The sequence below is a fragment of the Pseudonocardia sp. NPDC046786 genome, from assembly GCF_040645415.1.
Taxonomy (GTDB): Bacteria; Actinomycetota; Actinomycetes; order Mycobacteriales; family Pseudonocardiaceae; genus Pseudonocardia; species Pseudonocardia kongjuensis.
In genome coordinates, this window is sequence record NZ_JBEYYF010000002.1 from 221,007 (window position 1) to 242,998 (window position 21,992).

A 21,992-nucleotide genomic window follows, 5' to 3' on the forward strand; every position below is an offset into this window, starting at 1 on the left:
GGCGTCGTCGTCTCATCGCAGTGTTCCTCCTCTTCGGAGGATTCCACGATCCCGCGACCGTCCGCCCGGGACGTCGGGCGTTGCCCGGGAGACGGGTTCGCGAAGGTCCGGTGGCTACCGGGTTACACCCCCGGCCCGGACGTGGTACGTGCGATCGCGGTCAGCGGGATCGGCAGCCAGGTCGGACGGCTGCGCGTCTCGTAGAGCACCTGGTAGACGGCCTTGTCCAGCTCGAACGCGCGCAGCAAAGCGGTCTGGGTGCGTGGGTCGGTGCCGGTGCGCGCGGCGTAGCCGGCGCAGAAGGCGTCCCGGTTGGCGGTCGACCAGGCGTGTGCCGCACGCGACTCCGGAGTGTCCGAACCGAGACCTGCGCCGGGCGTGTCGGAGCTGGAGAGCAGATGGTGGAAGGCCGCGTACTCGAAGGAGAACAGCATCCCGACGACGTCGCGCACCGCGGCGTCGGGTGCCCGCCGCTCGGCCGGGGTGGCCGCCGGCTCGCCCTCGAAGTCGATGATCAGCCAGCCGCCGCCGGGGGTGCGCAGGGTCTGGCCGAGGTGCAGGTCGCCGTGCACCCGCTGGACGGCGACCGGCTCGCCGAGCGCGGCCACCTCGTCGTAGACGGCCCGGATCGCGGGCACCTGCGGGGCGAGGACCGGGACCTGGGCGGCGACCGTCTCCAGCCGGGACGTCCAGTAGCCGGCCATCGCGACCGGATCGGCCTCGCCGGCGCCGAGCTCGTCGCGCAGCGCCAGGTGCACGTCGGCGAGCGCGCCGCCGAGCGCGCGGGCGTCGTCGGTGAAGTCCCGCCCGTCCCGGACGGCGTGCACGGCGCGTTCCCAGCCGTCCTGCGATCCGGCGGCGAACTCCTGCAGCAGGCCGTAGGTGGCGGGCAGGCCGTCGAGGGTGCCCTCGATCGCGCCCTGCAGCGCAGCGACCGCGCCGACCCCGGCCGAGCGCAGCGCGCGGTGCAGCTCCAGATCGGGGTTCAGGCCGGGGGAGAGCCGCCGGTAGACCTTGAGGATGGACCGCTCGCCCCAGCGGACCGAGGTGTTGGACTGCTCGGCGTCGACGACGGTGCCGGTCTCGGCGGTGGGCAGTGCGGCGCCGGGCTCGGGCACGAACGCGAGCCCGTCCACGGTGCGGCCGGCGGCGATCGCGTCGAGCAGCCAGCCGGTGACGGCCGGATCGTGCAGTCCGTCGTAGAGCAGCACGCCGTCCAGCTCGCCGATCACCGCCGCGGCGGGGCCGCCGCCGGCGCGCCGGGCGAGGTGCAGCTGGTAGTGCCGGTCCGGCCCGTCGGCGAAGGAGACCGCGAGCACCAGCACGTCGAGCCCGAGCAGCCCGGCCGGTGCCGGCAGCGCGGTCCGGGCGGCGATCCGGACCGCCTGCAGCGGCCTGCCCTTCTCAGCGAACCAGCGCCGCCCCGGCAGCCAGCCCCGGAGCAGCTCGGGGAGCGCCGTGAGGTGGTCGGATGCTCCGGTCGGGCCCACGCGTCGTCCCCCTCCCGCCGGAGCGCACGCCCGGCTGTGGTCTCGCTGCGGCACCGTGCGTACCAGCACGTTCCGCGTCCGCCGAACCCTAACCGTGGGCGGCGGTCCGGGCCGGGTGTGCACCCGCCCCACTGGTACTGTCCGTCGCGGATGGACCACCCGTCGTCACGGGCGGTCACCGAGCCCCTCTCCCGGGCAGCCCCGTGCCCGGAAACCCATACTGATCCCGGTGCCCCCGTGGGCCCGTGGCGGACCGGCACGTTCCGGCACCGTCCGGACCGCGGTTGCCGTGCCCGGCCGTGCGAGGCCGGGTGCGCGCACGCACCGACGAACCCCGACAGCGACCCGGAGGACCGGCGGCGTGAGCGAGCGAGAGCCGATGGCCGAGGACACTGCGACCTCCGGGGTCTCCGGCGAGGAACCCGCCCCGCAGCCGCCGGACGTCAACTTCGCCGAGTACTTCCACGAGGCCCGCCCGCGGACGCTGCGCCACCGCGCCCGGGTCCGGTCGACGGTGCGCCGCCGCTCGGTCGCCCAGGACGGCCCCGCGTCCGGCGAGAACCCGGTGTACGTGTCCTGGCTGCTCGCGCAGTCGATGCTCGGGCACGCCGACGAGCTGGCCCGGCAGTTCTCCGGGCAGGGCTCGATGTGGCAGAACCCGTTCGCCAGCCCCGGCCCGCGGCACGCCGTGGAGACCGCGTCGGTCTGGTTCACCGCCTACCCGATCTCGCTGATCACCCGGCCCGGCGTGTCCTTCCTCGGCGCGCTCGGCGACGAGGAGCTGTGGCAGGCGTTCGAGACGATCGGCATCGAGGGCGTGCACACCGGGCCGGTGAAGCGGGCCGGCGGACTGTCCGGCTGGCAGCCGACCCCGAGCGTCGACGGGCACTTCGACCGGATCTCCAACGAGATCGACCCGGTGTTCGGCACCGAGGACGAGTTCCGCGGCATGTGCGCCACCGCGACCTGGCACGGCGGCACGATCATCGACGACGTCGTGCCCGGGCACACCGGCAAGGGTCCCGACTTCCGGCTCGCCGAGCTCGCCTACGGCGACTACCCGGGGATCTACCACATGGTCGAGATCGAGCCGGGGGACTGGGGCATGTTGCCCGACGTGCCGCCCGGGCGGGACTCGGTCAACCTCGACGCCGCCACCGAGGAGGCGCTGGAGAAGTCCGGGTACATCGTCGGGCGGCTGCAGCGGGTGATCTTCTACCGGGAGGGCGTGAAGGAGACCAACTGGTCGGTGACCGGCGAGGTCACCGGGGTCGACGGCGTCGTCCGGCGGTGGGTGTACCTGCACTACTTCAAGGACGGTCAGCCCTCGGTGAACTGGCTGGACCCGACCTTCGCCGGGATGCGGATGGTGATGGGCGACGCCCTGCACTCGCTGGCCGATCTCGGCTCCGGTGCGCTGCGGCTGGACGCCAACGGCTTCCTCGGCGTCGAGAAGTCGACCGGCGGGATGCCCGGCTGGTCCGAGGGGCATCCGCTGTCCGAGGCGGCGAACCACCTGATCGCGAGCATGGTGCGCAAGGTCGGCGGGTTCACCTTCCAGGAGCTGAACCTGACCGTCGACGACATCAAGGTCACCTCCGAGGCCGGCGCCGACCTGTCCTACGACTTCATCAACCGGCCCGCCTACCACCACGCGCTGGCGACCTCGGACACCGAGTTCCTGCGGCTCACCCTGCGCACCGCGCTCGACCTGGGGGTCGATCCGGCGTCGCTGGTGCACGCCCTGCAGAACCACGACGAGCTGACCTACGAGCTGGTGCACTGGACGGCCGGGCACGCCACCGAGCTGTTCGTCTTCCGCGGCGAGGAGATCACCGGCGGAGAGCTCGCCGACACCATCCGGCGCGACCTGTGCGACCAGCTGGCCGGCCCGGACGTCCCGTACAACTTGATCTTCACGACGAACGGGATCGCCTGCACCACCGCGACCGTGATCGCCGCGTCGCTCGGGATCACCGCGCTCGACGACATCACCCCGGACGACGTCGACCGGATCCGCCGGGTGCACCTGCTGCTGGTCATGTTCAACGCGTTCCAGCCCGGTGTGTTCGCGCTGTCCGGCTGGGACCTGCTCGGCATGTTGACGCTGCCCCCCGAGCAGGTGTCGGATCTGCTGGCCTCCGGCGACACCCGGTGGATCTCCCGCCCGGCGCACGACCTGATGGGTCACTCGCCGGGCGCCGACCGGTCCTCGGCCGGGATGCCCCGCGGGCGCAGTCTCTACGGCCCGCTGCCCGACCAGCTCACCGACGAGACCAGCTTCGCCCGGCAGATGCAGGCGATCCTGGCCGTCCGCAAGCACAGCGGGGTGGCGACGGCGCGGCAGATCGACGTGCCCGACGTCGCGCACCGCGGGCTGCTGGTGATGGTGCACGCGCTCGACGACGGCCGCACCCAGGCGACCGTGCTGAACTTCGCCGACGAGCACGTCGACGCCGCGGTGCGGTCCGACCACTTCGAGCCGGGATCGCAGGTGGTCGACCTGTTCTCCGGGGAGACCGTCGGGACGGTGGACGACCTGAACGGGTTCCGGGTGGACATGACGCCGTTCCGGGCGACCGCGGTGGTGCTGGAGGCGCCGCCGGTCGAGGACGGGGCCTGACCGCCCGGATCCGTACGCCGAGCATCGACGCATCTGATGCGCGGCGGCTACGCTTGTGATGTGCGGACGACGGTGGACATCGACGGATCGGTGCTGATGCAGCTCAAGAAGCTGCAGCAGCGGCGACGGACCACCCTCGGTGCGCTCATGTCCGAGCTCCTCGCCAAGGCGCTGGAGGACGAGATGCGCGCCGAGGGGCCGGCGGCCAGGCCGCTCGACTGGACGTCGGCCCCGATGGGGGCCCGCGTCGATCTCGACGACCGCGACGCCGTCCTCGACCTGCTCGACGGTGACGGGTGAGCGTCACCGTCGACGCGAACGTCCTCCTCTATGCCTCGGACGCGGACAGCCCCCGGCACGAGGCCAACCGGTACCTGCTCGACCGGCTGGCGGTGGGGCCCGGACTGGTGCACGTCTTCTGGCCGGTCGCCATGGCCTACCTGCGGATCGCGACGCACCCGCGGATCTTCACCCGGCCGCTCGACCCGGCCACCGCCCTGGCGAACCTGGAGGACCTGGTGTCGCGGCCGCACATCCGGACACCGGGCGAGGGGGACGGCTTCTGGAGCGCCTTCCGGGACACGGTCGCCGGGGACGTCGTCCGGGGGAACCTGGTGCCCGACGCGCACATCGCGGCCCTGATGCGGGAGCACGGCGTCGCGACCATATGGACGTCCGACCGGGACTTCCGCCGGTTCCGTGACATCACCGTCCTGGATCCGTCCGACGTGTGATCACCGATCCGGAACCGGAACGCCCGCCCGGCGGACGCCCCGGTTCCCGATCCGTGATCAGCGCGGGTCAGACCAGCGGGGTGCGCGCCGGCAGGCGCAGGATGTGCGCGACGTGCTCGGTCGGCACCAGGCGGACGAAGTTGTACTCGCCCCAGCGGAAGGTCTGGCCGGACACCTCGTCGTGCACGTCGACGACGTCGGCGTAGTCCAGGCCCAGCGCCGGCATGTCGAGCTTGAGGGTGCCCTCCCGAGGGGTGAACGAGTCCAGCGTGACGACCACGAGCACCTGGTCGCCGGTCGCCGGGTCCAGCCGGGAGTAGGCGATCAGCTGCTCGTTGTCCACCTCGTGGAAGTGGATCTCGCGCAGCTGCTGCAGCGACGGGTGCTCACGGCGGATCTCGTTCAGCCGGGTGAGGTAGGGCTCCAGCGACCGGCCCTGGTTGAGCGCGGTCTCGAAGTCGCGCGGCCGCAGCTCGTACTTCTCCGAGTCCAGGTACTCCTCGCTGCCCGGCTTCACCGGGGTGCCCTCGTACAGCTCGAAGCCGGAGTAGACGCCCCAGGTCGGCGACATCGTCGCGGCCAGCGTCGCCCGGATCGCGAACATCGCCGGGCCGCCGGTCTGCAGCGACTCGTGCAGGATGTCCGGGGTGTTGGTGAACAGGTTCGGCCGGCACTCGTCGGCGTGCTCGGCGTGCATCGTCGCGAAGTCGGCCAGTCCCTCGGCGTCGGTCCGCCAGGTGAAGTACGTGTAGGACTGGGTGAAGCCGAGCCGGGCCAGGCCGAACAGCCGGGCCGGGCGGGTGAACGCCTCGGCCAGGAACAGCACGTCCGGGTCCCGGCGCTTGACCTCCCAGATCAGCCAGTGCCAGAAGTTCGGCGGCTTGGTGTGCGGGTTGTCGACCCGGAAGATCTTGACGCCGTGCTCGACCCACTTCATGACCACGCGCAGGCACTCGGCGTAGATGCCGGCCGGGTCGCGGTCGAAGTTGAGCGGGTAGATGTCCTGGTAGCGCTTCGGCGGGTTCTCCGCGTAGGCGATCGTGCCGTCCGGCCGGACGGTGAACCACTCCGGGTGCTCGGTGACCCACGGGTGGTCCGGTGCGCACTGCAGCGCCAGGTCCAGCGCGACCTCCAGGCCGAGCTCGCCCGCCTTCGCGACGAACGCGTCGAAGTCGTCGAAGTCGCCCAGCTCCGGATCGATGGCGTCGTGCCCGCCCGCGGCGGAGCCGATCGCCCACGGCGAGCCGACGTCGCCCGGCTCGGCGTGCACGGAGTTGTTGCGGCCCTTGCGGTGCACCGTGCCGACCGGATGGATCGGCGGGAGGTAGACGACGTCGAAGCCCATCCGGGCGACCCGGTCGAGCTCCTTCGACGACGTCGCGAACGTGCCGTGCACCGGCCGGCCGGTCTCGTCCCGGCCGCCGGTGGAGCGCGGGAAGAACTCGTACCAGGAGCTGAACAGGGCGCGCCTGCGGTCGACGTGGATCTGGCGCTCCGGGCCGCGGGTGATCAGCTCCCGGACCGGCCGCTCGGTCATGATCGTGACGACGGCGTCGAACAGGGCCGGGGCGACCCGTGCCCGCAGCGGCAGCGCGGTGTCGCGCAGGGCGTTCGCCGCGCCGAGCAGCAGATCGCGGTTGTCCTTCTCGGACGGACGCCGGCCCACCCGGGACAGCAGCCGGGCGCCGATCTCCAGGTCGTTGGCCAGCTCGTCGGCCGACTGCCCGGCGGCGATCTTCTTCTCGACGGCCGAGCGCCAGGTCGCCCACGGGTCGCTCCAGGCGTCCACCCGGAACGTCCAGCGGCCCTCGGCGTCGGGCACCACCCAGGCGCCGAACCGGTCGGTCCCCGAGCCCTCGGGCAGCATCCGGACGTAGCGCGGCTCGCCGGGGGTACCGTCGGCGCCGAGCGGGGTGAGGACCACGTTCGCGGCGACCGCGTCGTGCCCCTCGCGCCACACCGTGGCCCGGACCGGGACGACCTCGCCGACGACGGCCTTGGACGGATCACCGGTCTCCACGAACGGCGTCACGTCATCGATTCCGAGCCGACCGGTCATCGGCTGCACCCCCAGGCTCCGCGTCACCGCGGTTCGTCGTCACCGTCGGTAGAAGTCTCGTGCCGCGGTCCGGCGCTCGCCACACCGGCGCCGCCATCCCGCCGACGGCCGGCGTTCGCGGCGGTACGGAACCGATCCGACGTGCACGGACCCGGTCTCCCCCGCGGTCAGCCAACCCTACCGGTGCACGGGCCCCCCGGCCGGGCGGGCCGCGTACGCGTGTCGGTGGTCCCGGCTACCCTCGCCGCCGTGAGAGCCCTCCGCCGTTTCACCGTCCGTGCCCAGCTCCCCGGTCCGCTCGCGCCGCTGCAGACGCTGGCCACGAACCTGCGGTGGACGTGGCACGCGCCCACCCGGGACCTGTTCGCCTCGCTGGATCCGCGCGCCTGGGACGGCTGCGGCCAGGACCCGGTCCGGCTGCTCGGCGAGATCCCGACCGCCCGGCTCACCGAGCTCGCCGCGGACACCGCGGTCACCGAGCGGGTCGCCGAGCTCGACGCCGACCTGCGGCGCTACCTCGACGAGCCGCGCTGGTACCAGGAGGAGGACGCGGCGGGCCGGCCCGGCGCGATCGCCTACTTCTCGATGGAGTTCGGCGTCTCCGAGGTGCTGCCGAACTACTCCGGCGGCCTCGGCGTGCTGGCCGGCGACCACCTCAAGGCGGCGTCCGACCTGGGCGTCCCGCTGATCGCGGTCGGGCTGCTGTACCGCTCGGGCTACTTCCGGCAGTCGCTGTCGCTGGACGGGTGGCAGCTCGAGCACTACCCGGCGATCGACCCGCAGGGCCTGCCGCTGCAGCTGCTCACCGCCGCCGACGGCTCGCCGGTGCTGGTCGAGGTCGCCGTGCCCGGCGACCGCGTGCTCAGCGCCCGGATCTGGCTGGCGAAGGTCGGCCGGGTCCCGCTGCTGCTGCTGGACACCGACATCGAGGGGAACGAGCCGGACCTGCGCGGGGTCACCGACCGGCTCTACGGCGGCGACCAGAACCACCGCATCCAGCAGGAGATCCTGATCGGCGTCGGCGGCGTCCGCGCGGTGCGCGCGTTCTGCCGGACCACCGGGCACCCGGCCCCCGAGGTGTTCCACACCAACGAGGGGCACGCCGGGTTCCTCGGGCTGGAGCGGATCCGGGAGCTCTGCACCGGCTCGGCGGTCGCGTCGAACGGCGCCGGGCCCGCCTCCAGCTCGCCGGCCACGGTCTCCGGCGCCGGGCTGGACTTCGACGAGGCGCTGGCCGCGGTCCGTGCCGGGACGGTGTTCACCACGCACACCCCGGTCCCCGCCGGGATCGACCGGTTCGGCCTGGACCTGGTGCGGCACTACCTGACCGACCGGCTGCTGCCCGGTCTGCCGGTCGAGCGGGTGCTCGCGCTCGGCGCCGAGGAGGACGCCGCGGGCGCCGACCACGGGATGTTCAACATGGCGCACATGGGCCTGCGGCTGGCCCAGCGCGCCAACGGCGTCTCGAAGCTGCACGGGATCGTCTCCCGGGAGATGTTCGGCGGGCTGTGGGCCGGCTTCGACCGCGACGAGGTGCCGATCGGCTCGGTCACCAACGGCGTGCACGGCAACACCTGGGAGGCCGGTCAGGTCGCCGAGGTGCTCGGCGGCCCCGAGTCCGCCCCGGCCGAGGTCTCCGACGCCGACCTGTGGGCGCTGCGCAACACGCTGCGCTCCCGGCTGGTCGACGAGGTCCGCAGGCGGGTGCGCGCCGCCTGGCTGGAGCGCGGCGCGTCCGAGCCGGAGCTGGGCTGGACCGATCACGTCTTCGACCGCGACGTGCTCACCGTCGGCTTCGCCCGCCGGGTGCCCACCTACAAGCGGCTCACCCTGATGCTGCGCGATCCGGAGCGGCTGCGCGGCCTGCTGCTCGACCCGCACCGGCCGGTGCAGTTGATCGTCGCGGGCAAGTCGCACCCGGCCGACGACGGCGGCAAGGCCCTGATCCAGCAGATCGTCCGGTTCGCCGACGACGCCGGAGTCCGGCACCGGATCGTGTTCCTGCCCGACTACGACATGTCGATGGCCCGGTACCTGTACTGGGGCTGCGACGTCTGGCTGAACAACCCGCTGCGCCCGCTGGAGGCGTGCGGCACGTCCGGCATGAAGTCGGCGCTCAACGGCGGGCTCAACCTGTCCATCCGGGACGGCTGGTGGGACGAGTTCTACGACGGCCGCAACGGCTGGGCGATCCCCACCGCGGACGGCGTCGAGGACCCGACCCGGCGCGACGACCTGGAGGCGAACGCGCTCTACGAGCTGATCGCCACCCAGGTCGGGCCCGCCTTCTACGACCGGGTCGACGGCGTCCCGCCGCGCTGGGTGGAGATGGTGCGGCACACGCTGACCACCCTGCGGCCCAAGGTGCAGGCGACCCGGATGGTGCGGGAGTACGTGCAGGACTGGTACGCCCCGGCCGGCCGGGCCGCGGCGGCCGCCGCGGCCGACGACTACGCCGCGGCCCGCGACATCGCCCAGTACCGGGCCCGGCTGAACAAGGCGTGGAACCACGTCCGGGTCACCGGGGTGGACGCGTCCGGGCTGCCGGACACCCCGGTCGTCGGGTCGCCGATGACGGTGCGCGCCGGGGTGGACCTGGCCGGGCTGGAGCCGTCGGACGTGACGGTCGAGGCCGTCGTCGGCCGGGTCGACGACGCCGACGAGCTGGCCGATCCGGTCACCGTCGCGATGGAGCACCGCGGCGAGGGCAGCTGGGAGGTCGCGGTGCCGCTGCCGCACGCCGGGCTGACCGGCTACACGGTGCGGGTGCTGCCGCAGCACCCGCAGCTGGCGTCGTCGGTGGAGCTGGGCCGGATCGTGCTGGCCGGGTGAGTGCCGGTCAGCGGCCGCAGACGTCCAGCGGCGGGCGGGCGCCGGGTACCTCGCCGTACTGCGGGAAGTACCAGGTGAGCACCCGGTAGGCGGTCCGCCCGCCGCAGTCGCCCAGGTCGGAGGCGACCAGCGTGGTCGGCTGCGGTGTCGCCGCGGACAGCGGCGCGCCCGGGGCGGCGTAGCTGGCGGTCCCGGTGCCGGTGGCGTGCGGGCCGCCCCAGTCCTGCCAGGACACGTCCCGGACGACGCCGGTCGCGCCGGTCCCGCCGAGGTCGATCAGCGCGGGCCGGGGCTCGCCGAGGCCGCGGGTGTTCGGCCGGTCCGGGACGCCGAGCAGCGGTCCGCCGGTCTGCCCGGCGGACCCGCCCGACCCGCCCGCCCCGGCCGACCGGCCCGCCCCGGAGGTGTCGGTCGCGGCCGGTGTCGCGGCGGTGCCCGCTCCCGCGGTGCCGGTGGTGCCCGGTCCGGTCGCCGCGGGTGTGCCGCCGGCGCCGGTGAGCACGGGCGCCCCCGGACCGGCGGCGGTGGCCGTGCGGGTCTCCGGGGTGCGTTCGGTGAGCCCGGAGCAGGCGGTGAGCAGCAGGGCGCCCAGCAGCAGCGCGACCGCCCGGGCCGGTAGCGGCCGCGGGCCGGAGCGCGGGGCGGCCGGGTCGGTCCGCGGGACCGCCGGGTCGGTTCGCGGGGCGGCCGGGTCGGTTCGCGGGGCGGCCGGGTCGGTTCGCGGGGCGGCCGGGCCGGGGTGCGGTAGGACCGGGCCGGTCCGCGGCGGCGGGATCAGCCGCCGCAGCACCCTCCGCCGCAGCAGCCCCCGCCGCCGGCCGGGGCCATCGCCGGTGGCGGCGCGGCCCGGCCGCCGGCCGAACGCCCACCGAGCGAGACGGTGGAGAGCAGCTTCACGGTGTCCGCGTGCCCGGCCGGGCAGGCCGCCGGATCGGAGGCGGTGGCCATCGGCCGGTCCACCTCGAAGGTCGAGCTGCACTCGCGGCAGCGGAACTCGTAGCGCGGCATGCGCGCAGCGTACGCCGCGGACGCCGGTGCGGCGACGCCCCGGAACCGGCCGGTGCCCCGTGCCCCCCATCGCCGCCCCCGCATCGTCATCGGTCCTGTGACGATCTCGTCGCGTCGGGACGGTCCGGCGTAACACGACCCGCCGGGCGGTCAGGTGACGGTCGCGGAGGTGCGCGCGACGTGCTGCTCGCCGCGCGGGGAGACGGTGGTGAGCACCAGCCCGTGGGTGCCGGGCGCGAGCCCGTCGAGGGTGGTGCTCCAGCCGGTGGCGCCGCCGCAGGTGCCGCTCCAGGCGGGCGCGCCGTCGACCGTCAGCTCGCACGGCCCGGCGACGTAGGGATCGACCGGCTGCTCCCGGGCTGCGTCGACCCGCACCGCCCCCGGGCCGGTCTGCTCGGCGGAGAGCGACATGTGGATCGGGCAGGGATCGGCCTTGCCGAACTCGGTGAGCACGGTGGGGCCGGTGAGCGGGGCGCCGCCGTGCGGGTCCTGGGTGACCGCGCGCACCGAGAAGGTCAGCGGGCCGAGGCAGCGGTCGCCGCGGACCGGGCCCGCGGTGGTGGCGCCGGTGGCGGCGGAGTGCAGCCGGGTGCCGGTCGCGTCGTGCGTCTCGACGACGTAGTGGGTGCGGATCCCGCCGCCGGTCCCGGCCGGCTCGGTCCAGCTCGCCTCGAAGCCGGTGCCGCGGGCGCCGCCGCCCTCGACCGGGGCGAGCACCAGGTCCCGGACCGGGCCGGGCGGCTCCGGCGCGTCGATCCGCGGCGTGGCGGACACGGCCGCCCCGCCCGCGAGCAGTGCCGCGACCGCGGCGAGCCCGACACCGACCGTCCGGATCGACCGGCTGTGTACCCCGCTCATCGTGGATCCCCCGCTTCGACACGCGTCGCGCTCGTCACACGGACGAGTGAACCACGGCCGTTCGGCGGAGCCGCAGGCGGGATCCGGCTCAGTGGCTGCGCAACAACCGGACCGACCGGGGCGGCAGCACGATCGTCGCGCCGACGCCGATCGGGGCCGGATCGGCGGGCTCGCCGTCGTCGGTGGTGGAGTCCAGCACCGGATCGAAGCCGTGCCCGGTGGGGAGCAGGCAGTCGACCGGCTCGTCGCCGGCGTGCAGGCACAGCAGCCAGTAGTCGGCGAGCAGCACGACGAGGGTCAGCCGGCCGCCGTCGTGCCAGTCGTGTGGTTCCATCGGCCGCCCCGACGGGTCCCACCAGAGCACCTCGCCGTCGACGTAGAACTGGTCGCGGTGCAGCACCGGCGACTCCCGGCGCAGCGCGGTGACCTTCGCGGTGAACGCCTCCATCGCGGCCGTCTCGTCGGTCGCGGTCCAGTCCACCCAGGACGTCTCGTCGTCGCGGCAGTAGGCGTTGTTGTTGCCGCCCTGGGTGCGCCAGCGCTCGTCCCCACCGGTGATCATCGGGGTGCCGATGGACAGCAGTAGGGTCGCCATCAGGGCCCGCGCGGTGGACCGCCGGGCGGCCCGGATCCCGGCGTCGTCGGTCTCGCCCTCGACGCCGAAGTTCTGCGAGCGGTTGTCGTCGGTGCCGTCCCGGTTCTGCTCGCCGTTGCCCTCGTTGTGCTTGCGCTCGTAGGAGACGAGATCGCGCAGCGTGAAGCCGTCGTGCGCGGTCACGAAGTTGACCGAGGCCCACGGCCGGCGCCCGGACATCCGGTAGATGTCGGAGCTGCCGGTCAGCCGGGACGCGAGCTCGGCGACCCCGCCGCCGTGCCCGCGCCAGAAGTCCCGGACGGCGTCGCGGTAGCGGCCGTTCCACTCCGACCAGGCGACGCCGAACCCGCCGACCCGGTAGCCCTCGCCGGTGGCGTCCCACGGCTCGGCGATCAGCTTGCAGCCCGACAGCGTCGGGTCCTGGGCGATCGCGGTGAGCAGGGCGGAGTCCGGGGAGAACGGGCCGGACCGCGGGCGGCCCAGCACCGACGCCAGGTCGATCCGGAAGCCGTCGACGCCGTAGGCGTGCACCCAGTGCCGCATCGCGTCGCAGACCAGCCGGATCACGGTGGGGGAGCCGGCGTCGAGGGTGTTGCCGGTGCCGGTGATGTCGGCGTCGTGCCCGGACCCGCCCAGCGAGTAGTACGCCGGCGCGTCCAGCCCGCGGTAGGACAGCGTCGTCCCGCCGACCCCGCCCTCGCAGGTGTGGTTGGGCACGATGTCGAGGATCACCTCGATCCCGGCGGCGTGCAGGGTGTCGACCAGGTAGGCGAACTCGGCGCACTCGTTGCCCGGGTCGGCGGCGTAGCCGGGGTGCGGGGCGAGGAAGCCGAGCGTGGCGTAGCCCCAGTAGTTGCTCGCCCCGCGCTCCAGCAGCGGTGGCTCGGGGGCGTTGGCCTGCACCGGCAACAGCTCGACGGCGGTGATCCCGGTGCGCTGCAGGTGCGCGATCACGGCCGGATGGGCGAGCCCGAGATAGGTGCCGCGGTGCGCCTCCGGGACCTCCGGGTGCAGCCGCGTCCAGCCCTTGACGTGGATCTCCGAGATCACGGTGTCCGACCAGGGGACGTCCGGCCGGGGCGGGCGCCTGCCGGGCGCGGTGGACTCGACCACCGAGAGCGGGACGCTGCCCAGCGAGTCGACGGTGCTCGGGCCGCCGGTCATCGGGTCGCCGTGCCAGCCGCGGGCGGCGACGACGTCGGTGACCGCGCCGGTGATCCGCCGGGCGTAGGGATCGACGAGGATCTTGTGCGGGTTGCTGCGCAGCCCGGCGAACGGCCGGTACGGCCCGTGCGCCCGGAACCCGTACCGCTGGCCCGGCCGCACCCCGGGCACGTGCCCGTGCCAGACGCCGAAGGTGTGCTCGCGCAGCTCGACCCGCCGTTCGGTCAGCCCGCCCTCGTCCCCGGCGGGGCCGTCGATCAGGCAGACCTCCACCATCTCCGCGCTGGTCGAGGCGACCGCGAAGCGGGTTCCGTGGTCGTCGGGGTGGGCACCGAGCGGGAAGACAGGCACGGTCGGCCAGGATAGGCGGGTGAGCATTCCCGGCACGACGCCCATCGATTCCGAGAGCAGCGGCAGCGGAACGAGTATCGACTCCGAGGACCTGGTGATCGGGATGGACGGCGCCACCGTCCGTCGCGGCGCCGCCACCCTGCTCGACGCCGTGGACTGGCGGGTCGAGCTCGACGAACGATGGGTGGTGCTGGGCCCGAACGGCGCCGGCAAGACCACCCTGCTCCGGCTCGCGGCGGCCGAGCTGCACCCGACGTCCGGCCGGGTGCAGGTGCTCGGCGAGCGGATGGGCCGGGTCAACGTGTTCGAGCTGCGCCCGCGGATCGGGCTGACCTCGGCGAACCTCGGCATCCGGATCCCCGGCGACGAGCGGGTGGCCGATGTCGTCGTGTCGGCCGGGTACGGCGTGCTGGGCCGCTGGAACGAGGACTACGAGAGCGAGGACACCGGCCGCGCGACCCAGCTGCTGGAGCAGCTCGGGATGGGCGCCCTCGCCGACCGGCTGTACGGGACGCTGTCCGAGGGCGAGCGCAAGCGCACCCTGATCGCCCGCGCGCTGATGACCGATCCGGAGCTGCTGCTGCTCGACGAGCCCGCCGCCGGCCTGGACCTGGGCGGGCGCGAGGACCTGGTCGGCCGGCTCGCCGGTCTCGCCGAGGACCCGTACGCGCCGGCGTCGGTGCTGGTCACCCACCACGTCGAGGAGATCCCGCCGGGGTACACGCACGGGATGCTGCTGCGCGAGGGCCGGGTGGTGGCGGCCGGGCTGCTCGACGACGTGATGGCCGACGCGCCGCTCAGCGAGACCTTCGGCCTGGACCTGACCGTCGAACGCCGCCCGGGCGGCCGCTTCACCGCCTACCGCCGGACCTGAGCCGCGCCCGCACCGCCGAGATGCGCAGCAGTGTCCTGCGGAGATCGACTTGTCGCGCTGTGGCGCATCTCGGCGGACGGGGCGCGGGCGCGGCGCGGGGATTAGGGTCCGGGCTGTGACCGAATTCGTGAGCCTGTCCGTGGACGACGGCGTCGGGACGATCCGGATCGACCGCCCGCCGATGAACGCCCTGAACCGCCAGATCCAGGGTGAGCTGCTGGAGGTCGCCGACGAGGCGTCCACCCGCGCCGACGTGCGCGCCGTCGTCGTCTACGGCGGGGAGAAGACCTTCGCCGCCGGCGCCGACGTCAAGGAGATGGCGTCGATGTCCTATGCGGACATGGCGCCGCAGGCCCGCCGGCTCTCGGCCGGGCTGGGCGCGATCTCGACGATCCCGAAGCCGACCGTGGCCGCGGTGACCGGCTACGCGCTCGGCGGCGGCCTGGAGGTCGTGCTCGGCGCGGACCGCCGGATCGCCGGCGAGAACGCGAAGCTCGGCTTCCCGGAGATCCTGCTCGGCATCTTCCCGGGCGGCGGCGGCACCCAGCGGGCGGCCCGGCTGATCGGCGCCCCGCGCACCAAGGACCTGATCTACACCGGCCGGATGGTCGGCGCCGAGGAGGCGCTGGCGATCGGCCTGGTCGACGAGGTCGTGCCGGCCGACGAGGTCTACGCGAAGGCCCTCGCCTGGGCGGCGCAGTTCAAGGACGGCCCGGCGCTTGCCTACGCGGCCGCGAAGAAGGCCATCGACAACGGCCTGGACACCGACCTGCGGACCGGCCTGGACATCGAGTCGGAGCTGTTCGCCGGGGTGTTCGCCTCCGAGGACGCGAAGGCCGGCATGGCGAGCTTCGTGGAGAACGGTCCGGGCAAGGCGACCTTCACCGGACGCTAGGCCGCTGCCTCCACGGGCCCAGCCGGGCAGCAGGTCGCGCCGCGCGACGCCGAGCGGGACCGGCTCGTCGGCGACGAGCCGGTCCCGCTCGGCCGTCGAGCTCGGGCTCCGGGGTCGTCGGGTAGCGGTGGGCCCGCTCACCTGGTCCGGCAGGGCGCTCGTGGTTGCGCCATGACCGAGCCCACCGACGGTTTCGGCCGGTCGACTCTGCAAGACTCCTACTCATGAGTTCGGACCCGGCGCCCACCCCGCACGCCACCGCCGAGCAGGTCGAGGCGGCCTGGCACGACCCGAAACTCGCCAACGTGCTCTACCACGACTGGGAGGCGGGCACCTACGACGAGAAGTGGTCGATCAGCTACGACGAACGCTGCATCGACTACGCCGTCGGCCGGTTCCGGGCCGCCGCACCGTGGGACGGCCGCCCTTACCTGCGGGCCCTGGAGCTGGGCAGCGGAACCGGGTTCTTCCTGCTCAACCTGATGCAGGCCGGGGTCGCCGAGCGGGGCGTCGTCACCGACCTGTCGCCGGGCATGGTCGGCGCGGCCACCCGCAACGCCGAGCACCTCGGGCTCGACGTCGAGGGCCGGGTCGTCGACGGCGAGCACATCCCGTTCCCGGACGACAGCTTCGACCTGGTCGTCGGGCACGCCGTGCTGCACCACATCCCGGACGTCGAGGCCGCGCTGCGCGAGGTGCTGCGGGTGCTGGAACCGGGCGGCCGGTTCGTCTTCGCCGGGGAGCCGACCACCGTCGGCGACGCCTACGCCCGCACCCTCGGCCAGTGGACCTGGAAGGCCACCACCACCATCACGAAGCTGCCGCCGCTGCAGGGCTGGCGCCGCCCGCAGGCCGAGCTGGACGAGTCGTCCCGGGCGGCCGCACTCGAGTCGGTCGTCGACATCCACACCTTCGACCCGGACGACCTGGAGCGCACCGCCCGACGGGCCGGCGCCGAGGGCGTCCGGGCGAGCACCGAGGAGTTCAGCGCGGCGATGCTCGGCTGGCCGGTGCGCACCTTCGAGGCCGCCGTCCCGCCCGGGAAGCTGGGCTGGAACTGGGCGATGTTCGCCTATCACGGCTGGCAGCGGCTGTCCTGGGTGGACGAGCACCTGCTGTCCCGGGTGGTGCCGCGCCGCTGGTTCTACAACGCGCTGATCACCGGCACCGCACCGCGATGAGCAGCCTTCCGGAACGGGCCCGCTCGCGCGCCCAGGGCGCGACCCTGGTCGACGTGGAGCATCCGCTCGAACCGTTCTGGCGCGGCATCATCGCCTACCGGCTGCTGACCCTGGTCACCGTGATCGGGGTGACCGCCTACCACCTGCGCACCGGCTACGAGCGGCCGTCGGCGGCCGTCGGCGTGCTGGTCGCGATGACCCTGTGGACGGCCGTCACCTCCTGGGGCTACCTCGGCGGCCTGCCCGGCGCGCCGGACCACCGCGGCCGGCTCGCGCTCGCCGATCTCGCCGTCTGCGTGGCGGTGATGGCGACCACGCCGTGGGTCGTCAGCGAGTCGCTGCTCGACTCCGGCGGCCCCGGGATGGGCTCGATCTGGACCTCCGGCGCGGTGCTGGCCTGCGCCGTCGCGTTCCGGATCCGCGGCGGGATCGGCGCCGCCGCGGTGATCTCGGTGGCGCTGGTGCTGTCCAAGGAGCGGTTCGGCTCGCTGGAGCTGGGGGACATCCAGCTGCTGGTGCTGGCCGGGCTGACCGTCGGGTTCGCAACGCACGTGCTGGAGCGCACCGCGGCCCGCCTGCGCCGGCTCACCGCCGAGCAGGCCGCCGCCGCCGAACGCGAGCGGCTCACCCGGTCCATCCACGACGGCGTCCTGCAGGTGCTGGCGCACGTGCAGCGGCGCGGCGCCGAGCTGGGCGGCGGCGCGACCGAGCTGGGCGTGCTCGCCGGGGAGCAGGAGACCGCGCTGCGGGCGCTGCTGACCGGGCCCGGCACCACCGACGCGCGCGGCCGCCGCGATCTCGCCGCGGCGCTGCGGATCCTCGCCTCGGACCGGGTCACCGTGTCGGCGCCCGGCCGCCCGGTGGAGCTGGACGCGCCGGTCGTCGACGAGCTGGAGGGTGCGGTACGCGCGGCGCTGGCCAACGTCGCGGTGCACGCCGGCCCGGCCGCGCGCGCCTGGGTGCTGCTGGAGGAGCTGCCCGGCGCGCTGGAGATCAGCGTCCGTGACGACGGCCCCGGCATCCCGGACGGCCGGCTCGCGCAGGCGCAGGCGCAGGGCAGGCTCGGCGTCGCGCGTTCGATCCGCGGCCGGGTGGAGGACCTCGGCGGCACGCTGACCCTGGACACCGGGCCGGAACTCGGTACTGAATGGGTCATCCGGCTGGACAGGGGGGACGCATGAGCGAGGAGACACCGATCCGGGTGATGGTCGTCGACGACCATCCGATCTGGCGGGAGGGGGTCGCCCGCGATCTCGCCGAACGCGGGCTGGACGTGGTCGCCACCGCCCCGGACGCGCCCGCCGCGGTCCGGATCGCCACCGCGGTCCGGCCGGACGTGGTGCTGATGGACCTGAACCTGGGCTCCACCTCCGGGGTCGACGCGATCGCCGAGATCGCGCAGAAGAGCCCGGACAGCCGGGTGCTGGTGCTCTCGGCGTCCGGCGAGCACGCCGACGTCCTCGAGGCGGTGAAGGCGGGTGCGCTGGGCTACCTGGTGAAGTCCGCCGGGGTGGACGAGCTGCTGGAGGCGATCCGGCGGACCGCGCGCGGTGTCGCCGTGTTCACGCCCGGCCTGGCCGGCCTGGTGCTCGGCGAGTACCGGCGGCTCGCGGAGTCCCCCCGGCCGGCCGACGGCTCGCCCGCGGTGCCCGCGCTGACCGAGCGGGAGACCGAGGTGCTGCGGCTGGTCGCGAAGGGGCTGACGGCCAAGCAGATCGCGGCGAAGCTGGTCGTGTCGCACCGCACGGTGGAGAGCCACGTGCAGAACACGCTGCGGAAGCTGCAACTGCACAACCGCAGCCAGCTGGTCCGCTACGCGATCGAGCAGGGGCTGGCCGACTGACCGGGCACCCGGGTCACGATCGGGTCACGGCGACCGGCAGACTCGGCCCGGTCCGCCCGTCGCCCCCGGCAGGAGATCCTCCGTGACCGACCCGACCACGCTGATCGGGTACCTGCTGGACAGCCCGTGGCTGCTCCCGCTGCTCGCGCTGGCCGTCGTCTGCGACGGGCCGCTGCCGCTGGTGCCCAGCGAGCCGGTGCTGTTCAGCGCGACGGCGTCGGCGCTCGCCGACGGCGACCGCTGGCGGATCGTCGCGCTGTTCGGTGCGGCACTGGTCGGGTCGCTGGTCGGCGACGCGCTGCTCTACGGCGCGGGCCGGTCGTCGAACCGGGCGGTGGCCGGCGTCCGGCGGGACGCCGGCATCGGCGCCTGGGTGCGCAGGCACCTGCACCGCCGTCCGATCGTCGCGCTGGTCGCGACCCGGCTGCTGCCCGGCGGCCGGCTGGCGAGCGTGACGGCGGCCGGCCGGGTCCGGCTGCCACTGCGCGCCTTCGTCCCGGCGACGGTGGCCAGCTCGCTGGTCTGGTGCAGCTGGATGACCGGCATCGGGGTGCTGGTCGGCCCGTTCACGCACGGCGACCCGCTGCTGTCGATGCTCGCCGGGCTGCTGCTCGCGCTGCTCGTCGGCGGCACCGCGGGCGCCGCGCGGCGCGTGCTGCGCTACCGCAGGCGCGCCCTCGCTCCCGCCTGACGGGAGCGGCCGTCCGGATGCCGGGAGAGCCGTCGTCACTCGAACGGATCATGGCAAGCTGAGCCGTCCGGCCGAATCGGGTGGAACGGGGAACGACGGGTGCTGCACGACACCGACGCGTGGCCGGCCGGTTCCGTGCTGGTGGGCGACCCACCGGTGCCCGGCGGATGGCCGGTGCTGGGCCGCACCGCGGCCGGCCCCGCGGAGGCGGTGGCGGCCGCCGTCGTCCGGCTCCGGCCGGCCCTGGTGATCGTCGACCTGGCCTCCGCCCGCGATCCGGGACTGGCCGCGGTCGAGGCGGTCGTCGCGCGCGTCCCGGTCGTCCCGGTGCTGGCCGTCGCGGCGCCGGGGGCGGACCACGAGCTGGTCCTCGACGCCGTCCGGGCGGGCGCCACCGGCGTCGCGACCACCGACGACCCGGCCGAGCTGGCCCCGCTCGCCCGGGCCGCGCTGGCCGGGCGGCCGGCGTTCTCACCGGGCCTGGCCGCGGTCGTGCTGGAGTCGGTGGTGACGCCGGTCCGGCCGGTGCCCGAGCTGAGCCCGCGCGAGTCCGAGGTGCTGCGGCTGGTGGTCGAGGGCCTCACCGCGCGGCAGATCGCCGCCCGGCTGGTGCTCTCGCCGCGCACCGTGGAGAACCACGTGCAGCGGTTGCTGCGCAAGCTCGACGTGCCCGGCCGCGGGGCGCTGGTCCGGTACGCGATCGAGCACGGCCTGGCGTAGCGCCGGCCGGTGTCACTCCACCGGCGCGGGCCGGTCCGACTCCGGGCACCTGGTGGTCGCCGCCGACGGGCTGGGCTCCCGGCTGCGCCGCCGGTTCCTGACCGGCCGGCTCACCCGCGCAGCCGGTCCAGCGCGGCGCCCAGCACCGCCGGGACGTCCGGCGCGGACAGCACGTCCACCGCGGCCGCCGGCCCGGGCCCATGGTCCGGGACGGTGGCCCCGCGGGCCGGGCCGAACCCGGTGTCGACGGCCAGCCCGACCGGCTCCGCGGTGAGCGAGCCGGGGGCGACGCAGTCCAGCAGCGCGATCGCGTCGTGCAGCGCGACGGCGTCGCTGCCGGTCCGGTCCAGGTAGCCGCCGAGCATCGCGGCCAGCTCGGCGCAGGCCGGGTCTGCCGCGGCCAGCGCGGCCACCCAGTCCGGGCCGGCCGAGCAGGCCAGCGTCGTCCCCAGCGGGACCAGCGCCACCGGCACCTCGGCCTGGGTGAACACCCGGTGCGCCGCCTCCGGATCGGCGTGCACGTTGAACTCGGCGGCGCCGGTGACGTTACCGGCGCCGATCGCGCCGCCCATGACGACGATCCGGCCGATCCGCTCCGCCAGCTCCGGGTGGGTGGCCAGCAGCAGCGCGGTGTCGGTCAGCGGCCCGATCGCGGCGATCGTCACCGGCTCGGTCGCCTCCTGCAGCACCCGGGCCATCAGCGCGATCCCGGAGCCGGGCACCGGGCCGACCGGGTCCGGCAGGTGCGCGGCCCGGCCGCCCAGCCCGTCGAGGCCGTGCACGTGCGTGGCCCGCTGCTCCAGCCGGTGCACCAGCGGCCGGTCCGCGCCGGTGCCGAGCGGCACGTCCGGCCGCCCGGCCAGCGTGAGCAACCGGCCCGCGTTCGGCAGTGTCCGGTCCAGCCCGACGTTGCCGTAGGACGCGACGACGGCGCGGACCTCCACCTCCGGGCTGCGCAGGGCCAGGACGATCGCGACGGCGTCGTCCACGCCGGGATCGGTATCGATGATCAAGGGGCGGGGCACCCGGATGAGCCTAGGGGCTCACTCGCTGCGAGTCGGCTCGTCCTCGTTCTCCTCGGCCAGCTCGCGGGCCGCGGCCTCGGTGGCGCCCGCGTCGTCGGTGCCCGCCGCGGAGCGCGGGTTGCCCGCATGGTCGCGGTCGCGGGCCGTGCCGGCGCCCGCGGCGCCCGCCCCGTCGCCGGAGGTCAGCTCGCCGGTGCCGACGTCGGTGCCGTCGTCCGGTTCTCTCCTGTCGTCCACGTGTCTCGCTCCGATCGTCGGGGTACCGGTGGAGGTACCCGCCGCGACCGGCCGGCACACCCCTAGGGTCGGACCTGTGCGACCGCAGGACGATCCGGAGCAGGCCCGGCTGTTCACGCTCACCTCGCTGCGCTGGATCCTGCGCCACCGGGCTTTCACCCCGTGGTACCTGCTGCGCTACTGGCGGCTGCTGGTGCTGCGCATCCGGCAGCCGCACGTCGTGCTGCGCGGCATGGTGTTCCTCGGCAAGGGGGTGACGATCGAGGCCCGGCCCGGCTTCGGTCGCCTGGAGATCGGCCGCTGGGTGCACATCGGCGACGGCACCGCGCTGCGCTGCCACGAGGGCTCCATGCGGATCGGCGACAAGGTCGTCTTCGGCCGGAACAACACCCTCAACTGCTATCTCGACGTCGAGGTCGGGGCGGCCACCCTGGTCGCGGACTGGGTGTACGTGACCGACTTCGACCACCGCACCGAGGACGTGCACCGGCCCATCAAGGACCAGGGCATCGTCAAGGCGCCGGTCCGGATCGGCGAGGGCTGCTGGCTCGGCGTGAAGACGTCGGTGCTGCGCGGCACCCGGATCGGCTCCGGCGTGGTGCTGGGCGCGCACGCCGTCGCACGCGGGGAGATCCCGGCCGACACGATCGCCGTCGGCACGCCGGCCCGGGTGGTGCGCGACCGGCGCGCCGACTACGCCGCCGCCGCCGCCGAACGTGCCGCGGTCGCCGACATGGCCCGCAAGGCCGACCGGGCCCTGCGGACCCGGCTCGACGGGGCCTGACCCGCCCCGCCCCGCCCCGCCCCGAGCC

Annotated in this window: 20 protein-coding genes; 12 read left to right on the plus strand and 8 right to left on the minus strand. The window is 74.6% G+C overall.

All coding sequences use genetic code 11. The features are described 5' to 3' along the window. Positions 1–122: 122 nt before the first annotated feature. Positions 123–1,490, minus strand: a complete 1,368-nt coding sequence (locus ABZ881_RS03020; RefSeq protein ID WP_358481361.1) for an aminoglycoside phosphotransferase — start codon at positions 1,488–1,490, stop codon at positions 123–125. 361 nt (positions 1,491–1,851) lie between these two features. Here ABZ881_RS03020 and treS point away from each other — a divergent pair, with 361 nt between their 5' ends. The 3 genes from treS to ABZ881_RS03035 are packed head-to-tail and all read left to right on the plus strand — an operon-like array spanning position 1,852 to position 4,847. Next, positions 1,852–4,113, plus strand: a complete 2,262-nt coding sequence (gene treS / locus ABZ881_RS03025; RefSeq protein ID WP_358481364.1) for a maltose alpha-D-glucosyltransferase — start codon at positions 1,852–1,854, stop codon at positions 4,111–4,113. 60 nt (positions 4,114–4,173) lie between these two features. Then, positions 4,174–4,413, plus strand: a complete 240-nt coding sequence (locus ABZ881_RS03030; protein ID WP_358481366.1) for a hypothetical protein — start codon at positions 4,174–4,176, stop codon at positions 4,411–4,413. Continuing rightward, on the plus strand, positions 4,410–4,847 hold the full coding sequence (locus ABZ881_RS03035) for a TA system VapC family ribonuclease toxin (protein ID WP_358481367.1): 438 nt from the start codon (positions 4,410–4,412) through the stop codon (positions 4,845–4,847). The genes ABZ881_RS03030 and ABZ881_RS03035 overlap by 4 nt, the downstream gene beginning before the upstream one ends. A gap of 67 nt (positions 4,848–4,914) precedes the next feature. Here the strand turns inward: ABZ881_RS03035 and ABZ881_RS03040 are convergent, their stop codons facing one another. Continuing rightward, complete coding sequence (locus ABZ881_RS03040) at positions 4,915–6,906, minus strand: alpha-1,4-glucan--maltose-1-phosphate maltosyltransferase (protein ID WP_358481369.1); 1,992 nt, start codon at positions 6,904–6,906, stop codon at positions 4,915–4,917. A gap of 249 nt (positions 6,907–7,155) precedes the next feature. Here ABZ881_RS03040 and glgP point away from each other — a divergent pair, with 249 nt between their 5' ends. After that, positions 7,156–9,738, plus strand: a complete 2,583-nt coding sequence (glgP, locus tag ABZ881_RS03045) for an alpha-glucan family phosphorylase (protein WP_358481371.1) — start codon at positions 7,156–7,158, stop codon at positions 9,736–9,738. Positions 9,739–9,745: 7 nt separating this feature from the next. On the opposite strand, the gene ABZ881_RS03050 is transcribed toward glgP, so the two are convergent. The 4 genes from ABZ881_RS03050 to glgX form a co-directional block, all read right to left on the minus strand. Then, positions 9,746–10,528 (minus strand): hypothetical protein, encoded by a 783-nt coding sequence (locus tag ABZ881_RS03050; RefSeq protein WP_358481372.1) that lies wholly within the window; start codon positions 10,526–10,528, stop codon positions 9,746–9,748. Next, a complete protein-coding gene (locus ABZ881_RS03055) occupies positions 10,513–10,746 on the minus strand; it encodes a zinc ribbon domain-containing protein (protein WP_358481374.1) in 234 nt (77 codons plus the stop codon). The genes ABZ881_RS03050 and ABZ881_RS03055 overlap by 16 nt, the downstream gene beginning before the upstream one ends. Positions 10,747–10,896: 150 nt before the next feature. Further along, entirely contained in the window at positions 10,897–11,604 is a 708-nt protein-coding gene (locus ABZ881_RS03060; protein ID WP_358481376.1) for a hypothetical protein, read from the minus strand. A gap of 88 nt (positions 11,605–11,692) precedes the next feature. Beyond that, a complete protein-coding gene (glgX, locus tag ABZ881_RS03065; protein WP_358481377.1) occupies positions 11,693–13,714 on the minus strand; it encodes a glycogen debranching protein GlgX in 2,022 nt (673 codons plus the stop codon). 103 nt (positions 13,715–13,817) lie between these two features. On the opposite strand from glgX, the gene ABZ881_RS03070 reads away from it, so the two are divergent. The 7 genes from ABZ881_RS03070 (at position 13,818) to ABZ881_RS03100 (ending at position 19,918) form a co-directional block, all read left to right on the plus strand. Further along, positions 13,818–14,588 (plus strand): ABC transporter ATP-binding protein, encoded by a 771-nt coding sequence (locus ABZ881_RS03070; RefSeq protein WP_344030465.1) that lies wholly within the window; start codon positions 13,818–13,820, stop codon positions 14,586–14,588. Between the two features lie 115 nt (positions 14,589–14,703). Further along, on the plus strand, positions 14,704–15,483 hold the full coding sequence (locus ABZ881_RS03075) for an enoyl-CoA hydratase/isomerase family protein (protein ID WP_358481380.1): 780 nt from the start codon (positions 14,704–14,706) through the stop codon (positions 15,481–15,483). A 224-nt stretch (positions 15,484–15,707) separates the two neighbouring features. Then, entirely contained in the window at positions 15,708–16,664 is a 957-nt protein-coding gene (locus ABZ881_RS03080; RefSeq protein ID WP_344030401.1) for a methyltransferase domain-containing protein, read from the plus strand. Further along, entirely contained in the window at positions 16,661–17,845 is a 1,185-nt protein-coding gene (locus tag ABZ881_RS03085) for a DUF5931 domain-containing protein (protein WP_358481382.1), read from the plus strand. Before ABZ881_RS03080 ends, ABZ881_RS03085 begins: the two co-directional genes overlap by 4 nt. Then, positions 17,842–18,507, plus strand: coding sequence for a response regulator transcription factor (locus tag ABZ881_RS03090; protein WP_344030396.1), 666 nt, complete (start codon positions 17,842–17,844; stop codon positions 18,505–18,507). The genes ABZ881_RS03085 and ABZ881_RS03090 overlap by 4 nt, the downstream gene beginning before the upstream one ends. Positions 18,508–18,589: 82 nt before the next feature. Next, positions 18,590–19,198, plus strand: coding sequence for a VTT domain-containing protein (locus ABZ881_RS03095; protein WP_358481383.1), 609 nt, complete (start codon positions 18,590–18,592; stop codon positions 19,196–19,198). Positions 19,199–19,297: 99 nt separating this feature from the next. Continuing rightward, a complete protein-coding gene (locus tag ABZ881_RS03100; RefSeq protein ID WP_358481385.1) occupies positions 19,298–19,918 on the plus strand; it encodes a response regulator transcription factor in 621 nt (206 codons plus the stop codon). 110 nt (positions 19,919–20,028) lie between these two features. Here ABZ881_RS03100 and ABZ881_RS03105 read toward each other — a convergent pair whose 3' ends face one another. Together ABZ881_RS03105 and ABZ881_RS03110 are read right to left on the minus strand one after the other, a co-directional pair. Further along, the gene (locus ABZ881_RS03105) at positions 20,029–20,943 is read right to left on the minus strand and encodes a nucleoside hydrolase (protein WP_358481386.1); all 915 of its coding nucleotides are present in this window, start codon (positions 20,941–20,943) and stop codon (positions 20,029–20,031) included. A gap of 18 nt (positions 20,944–20,961) precedes the next feature. Further along, positions 20,962–21,180, minus strand: coding sequence for a hypothetical protein (locus ABZ881_RS03110; RefSeq protein ID WP_358481387.1), 219 nt, complete (start codon positions 21,178–21,180; stop codon positions 20,962–20,964). A gap of 76 nt (positions 21,181–21,256) precedes the next feature. On the opposite strand from ABZ881_RS03110, the gene ABZ881_RS03115 reads away from it, so the two are divergent. After that, entirely contained in the window at positions 21,257–21,964 is a 708-nt protein-coding gene (locus tag ABZ881_RS03115) for an acyltransferase (protein ID WP_358481388.1), read from the plus strand. Positions 21,965–21,992: the final 28 nt, after the last annotated feature.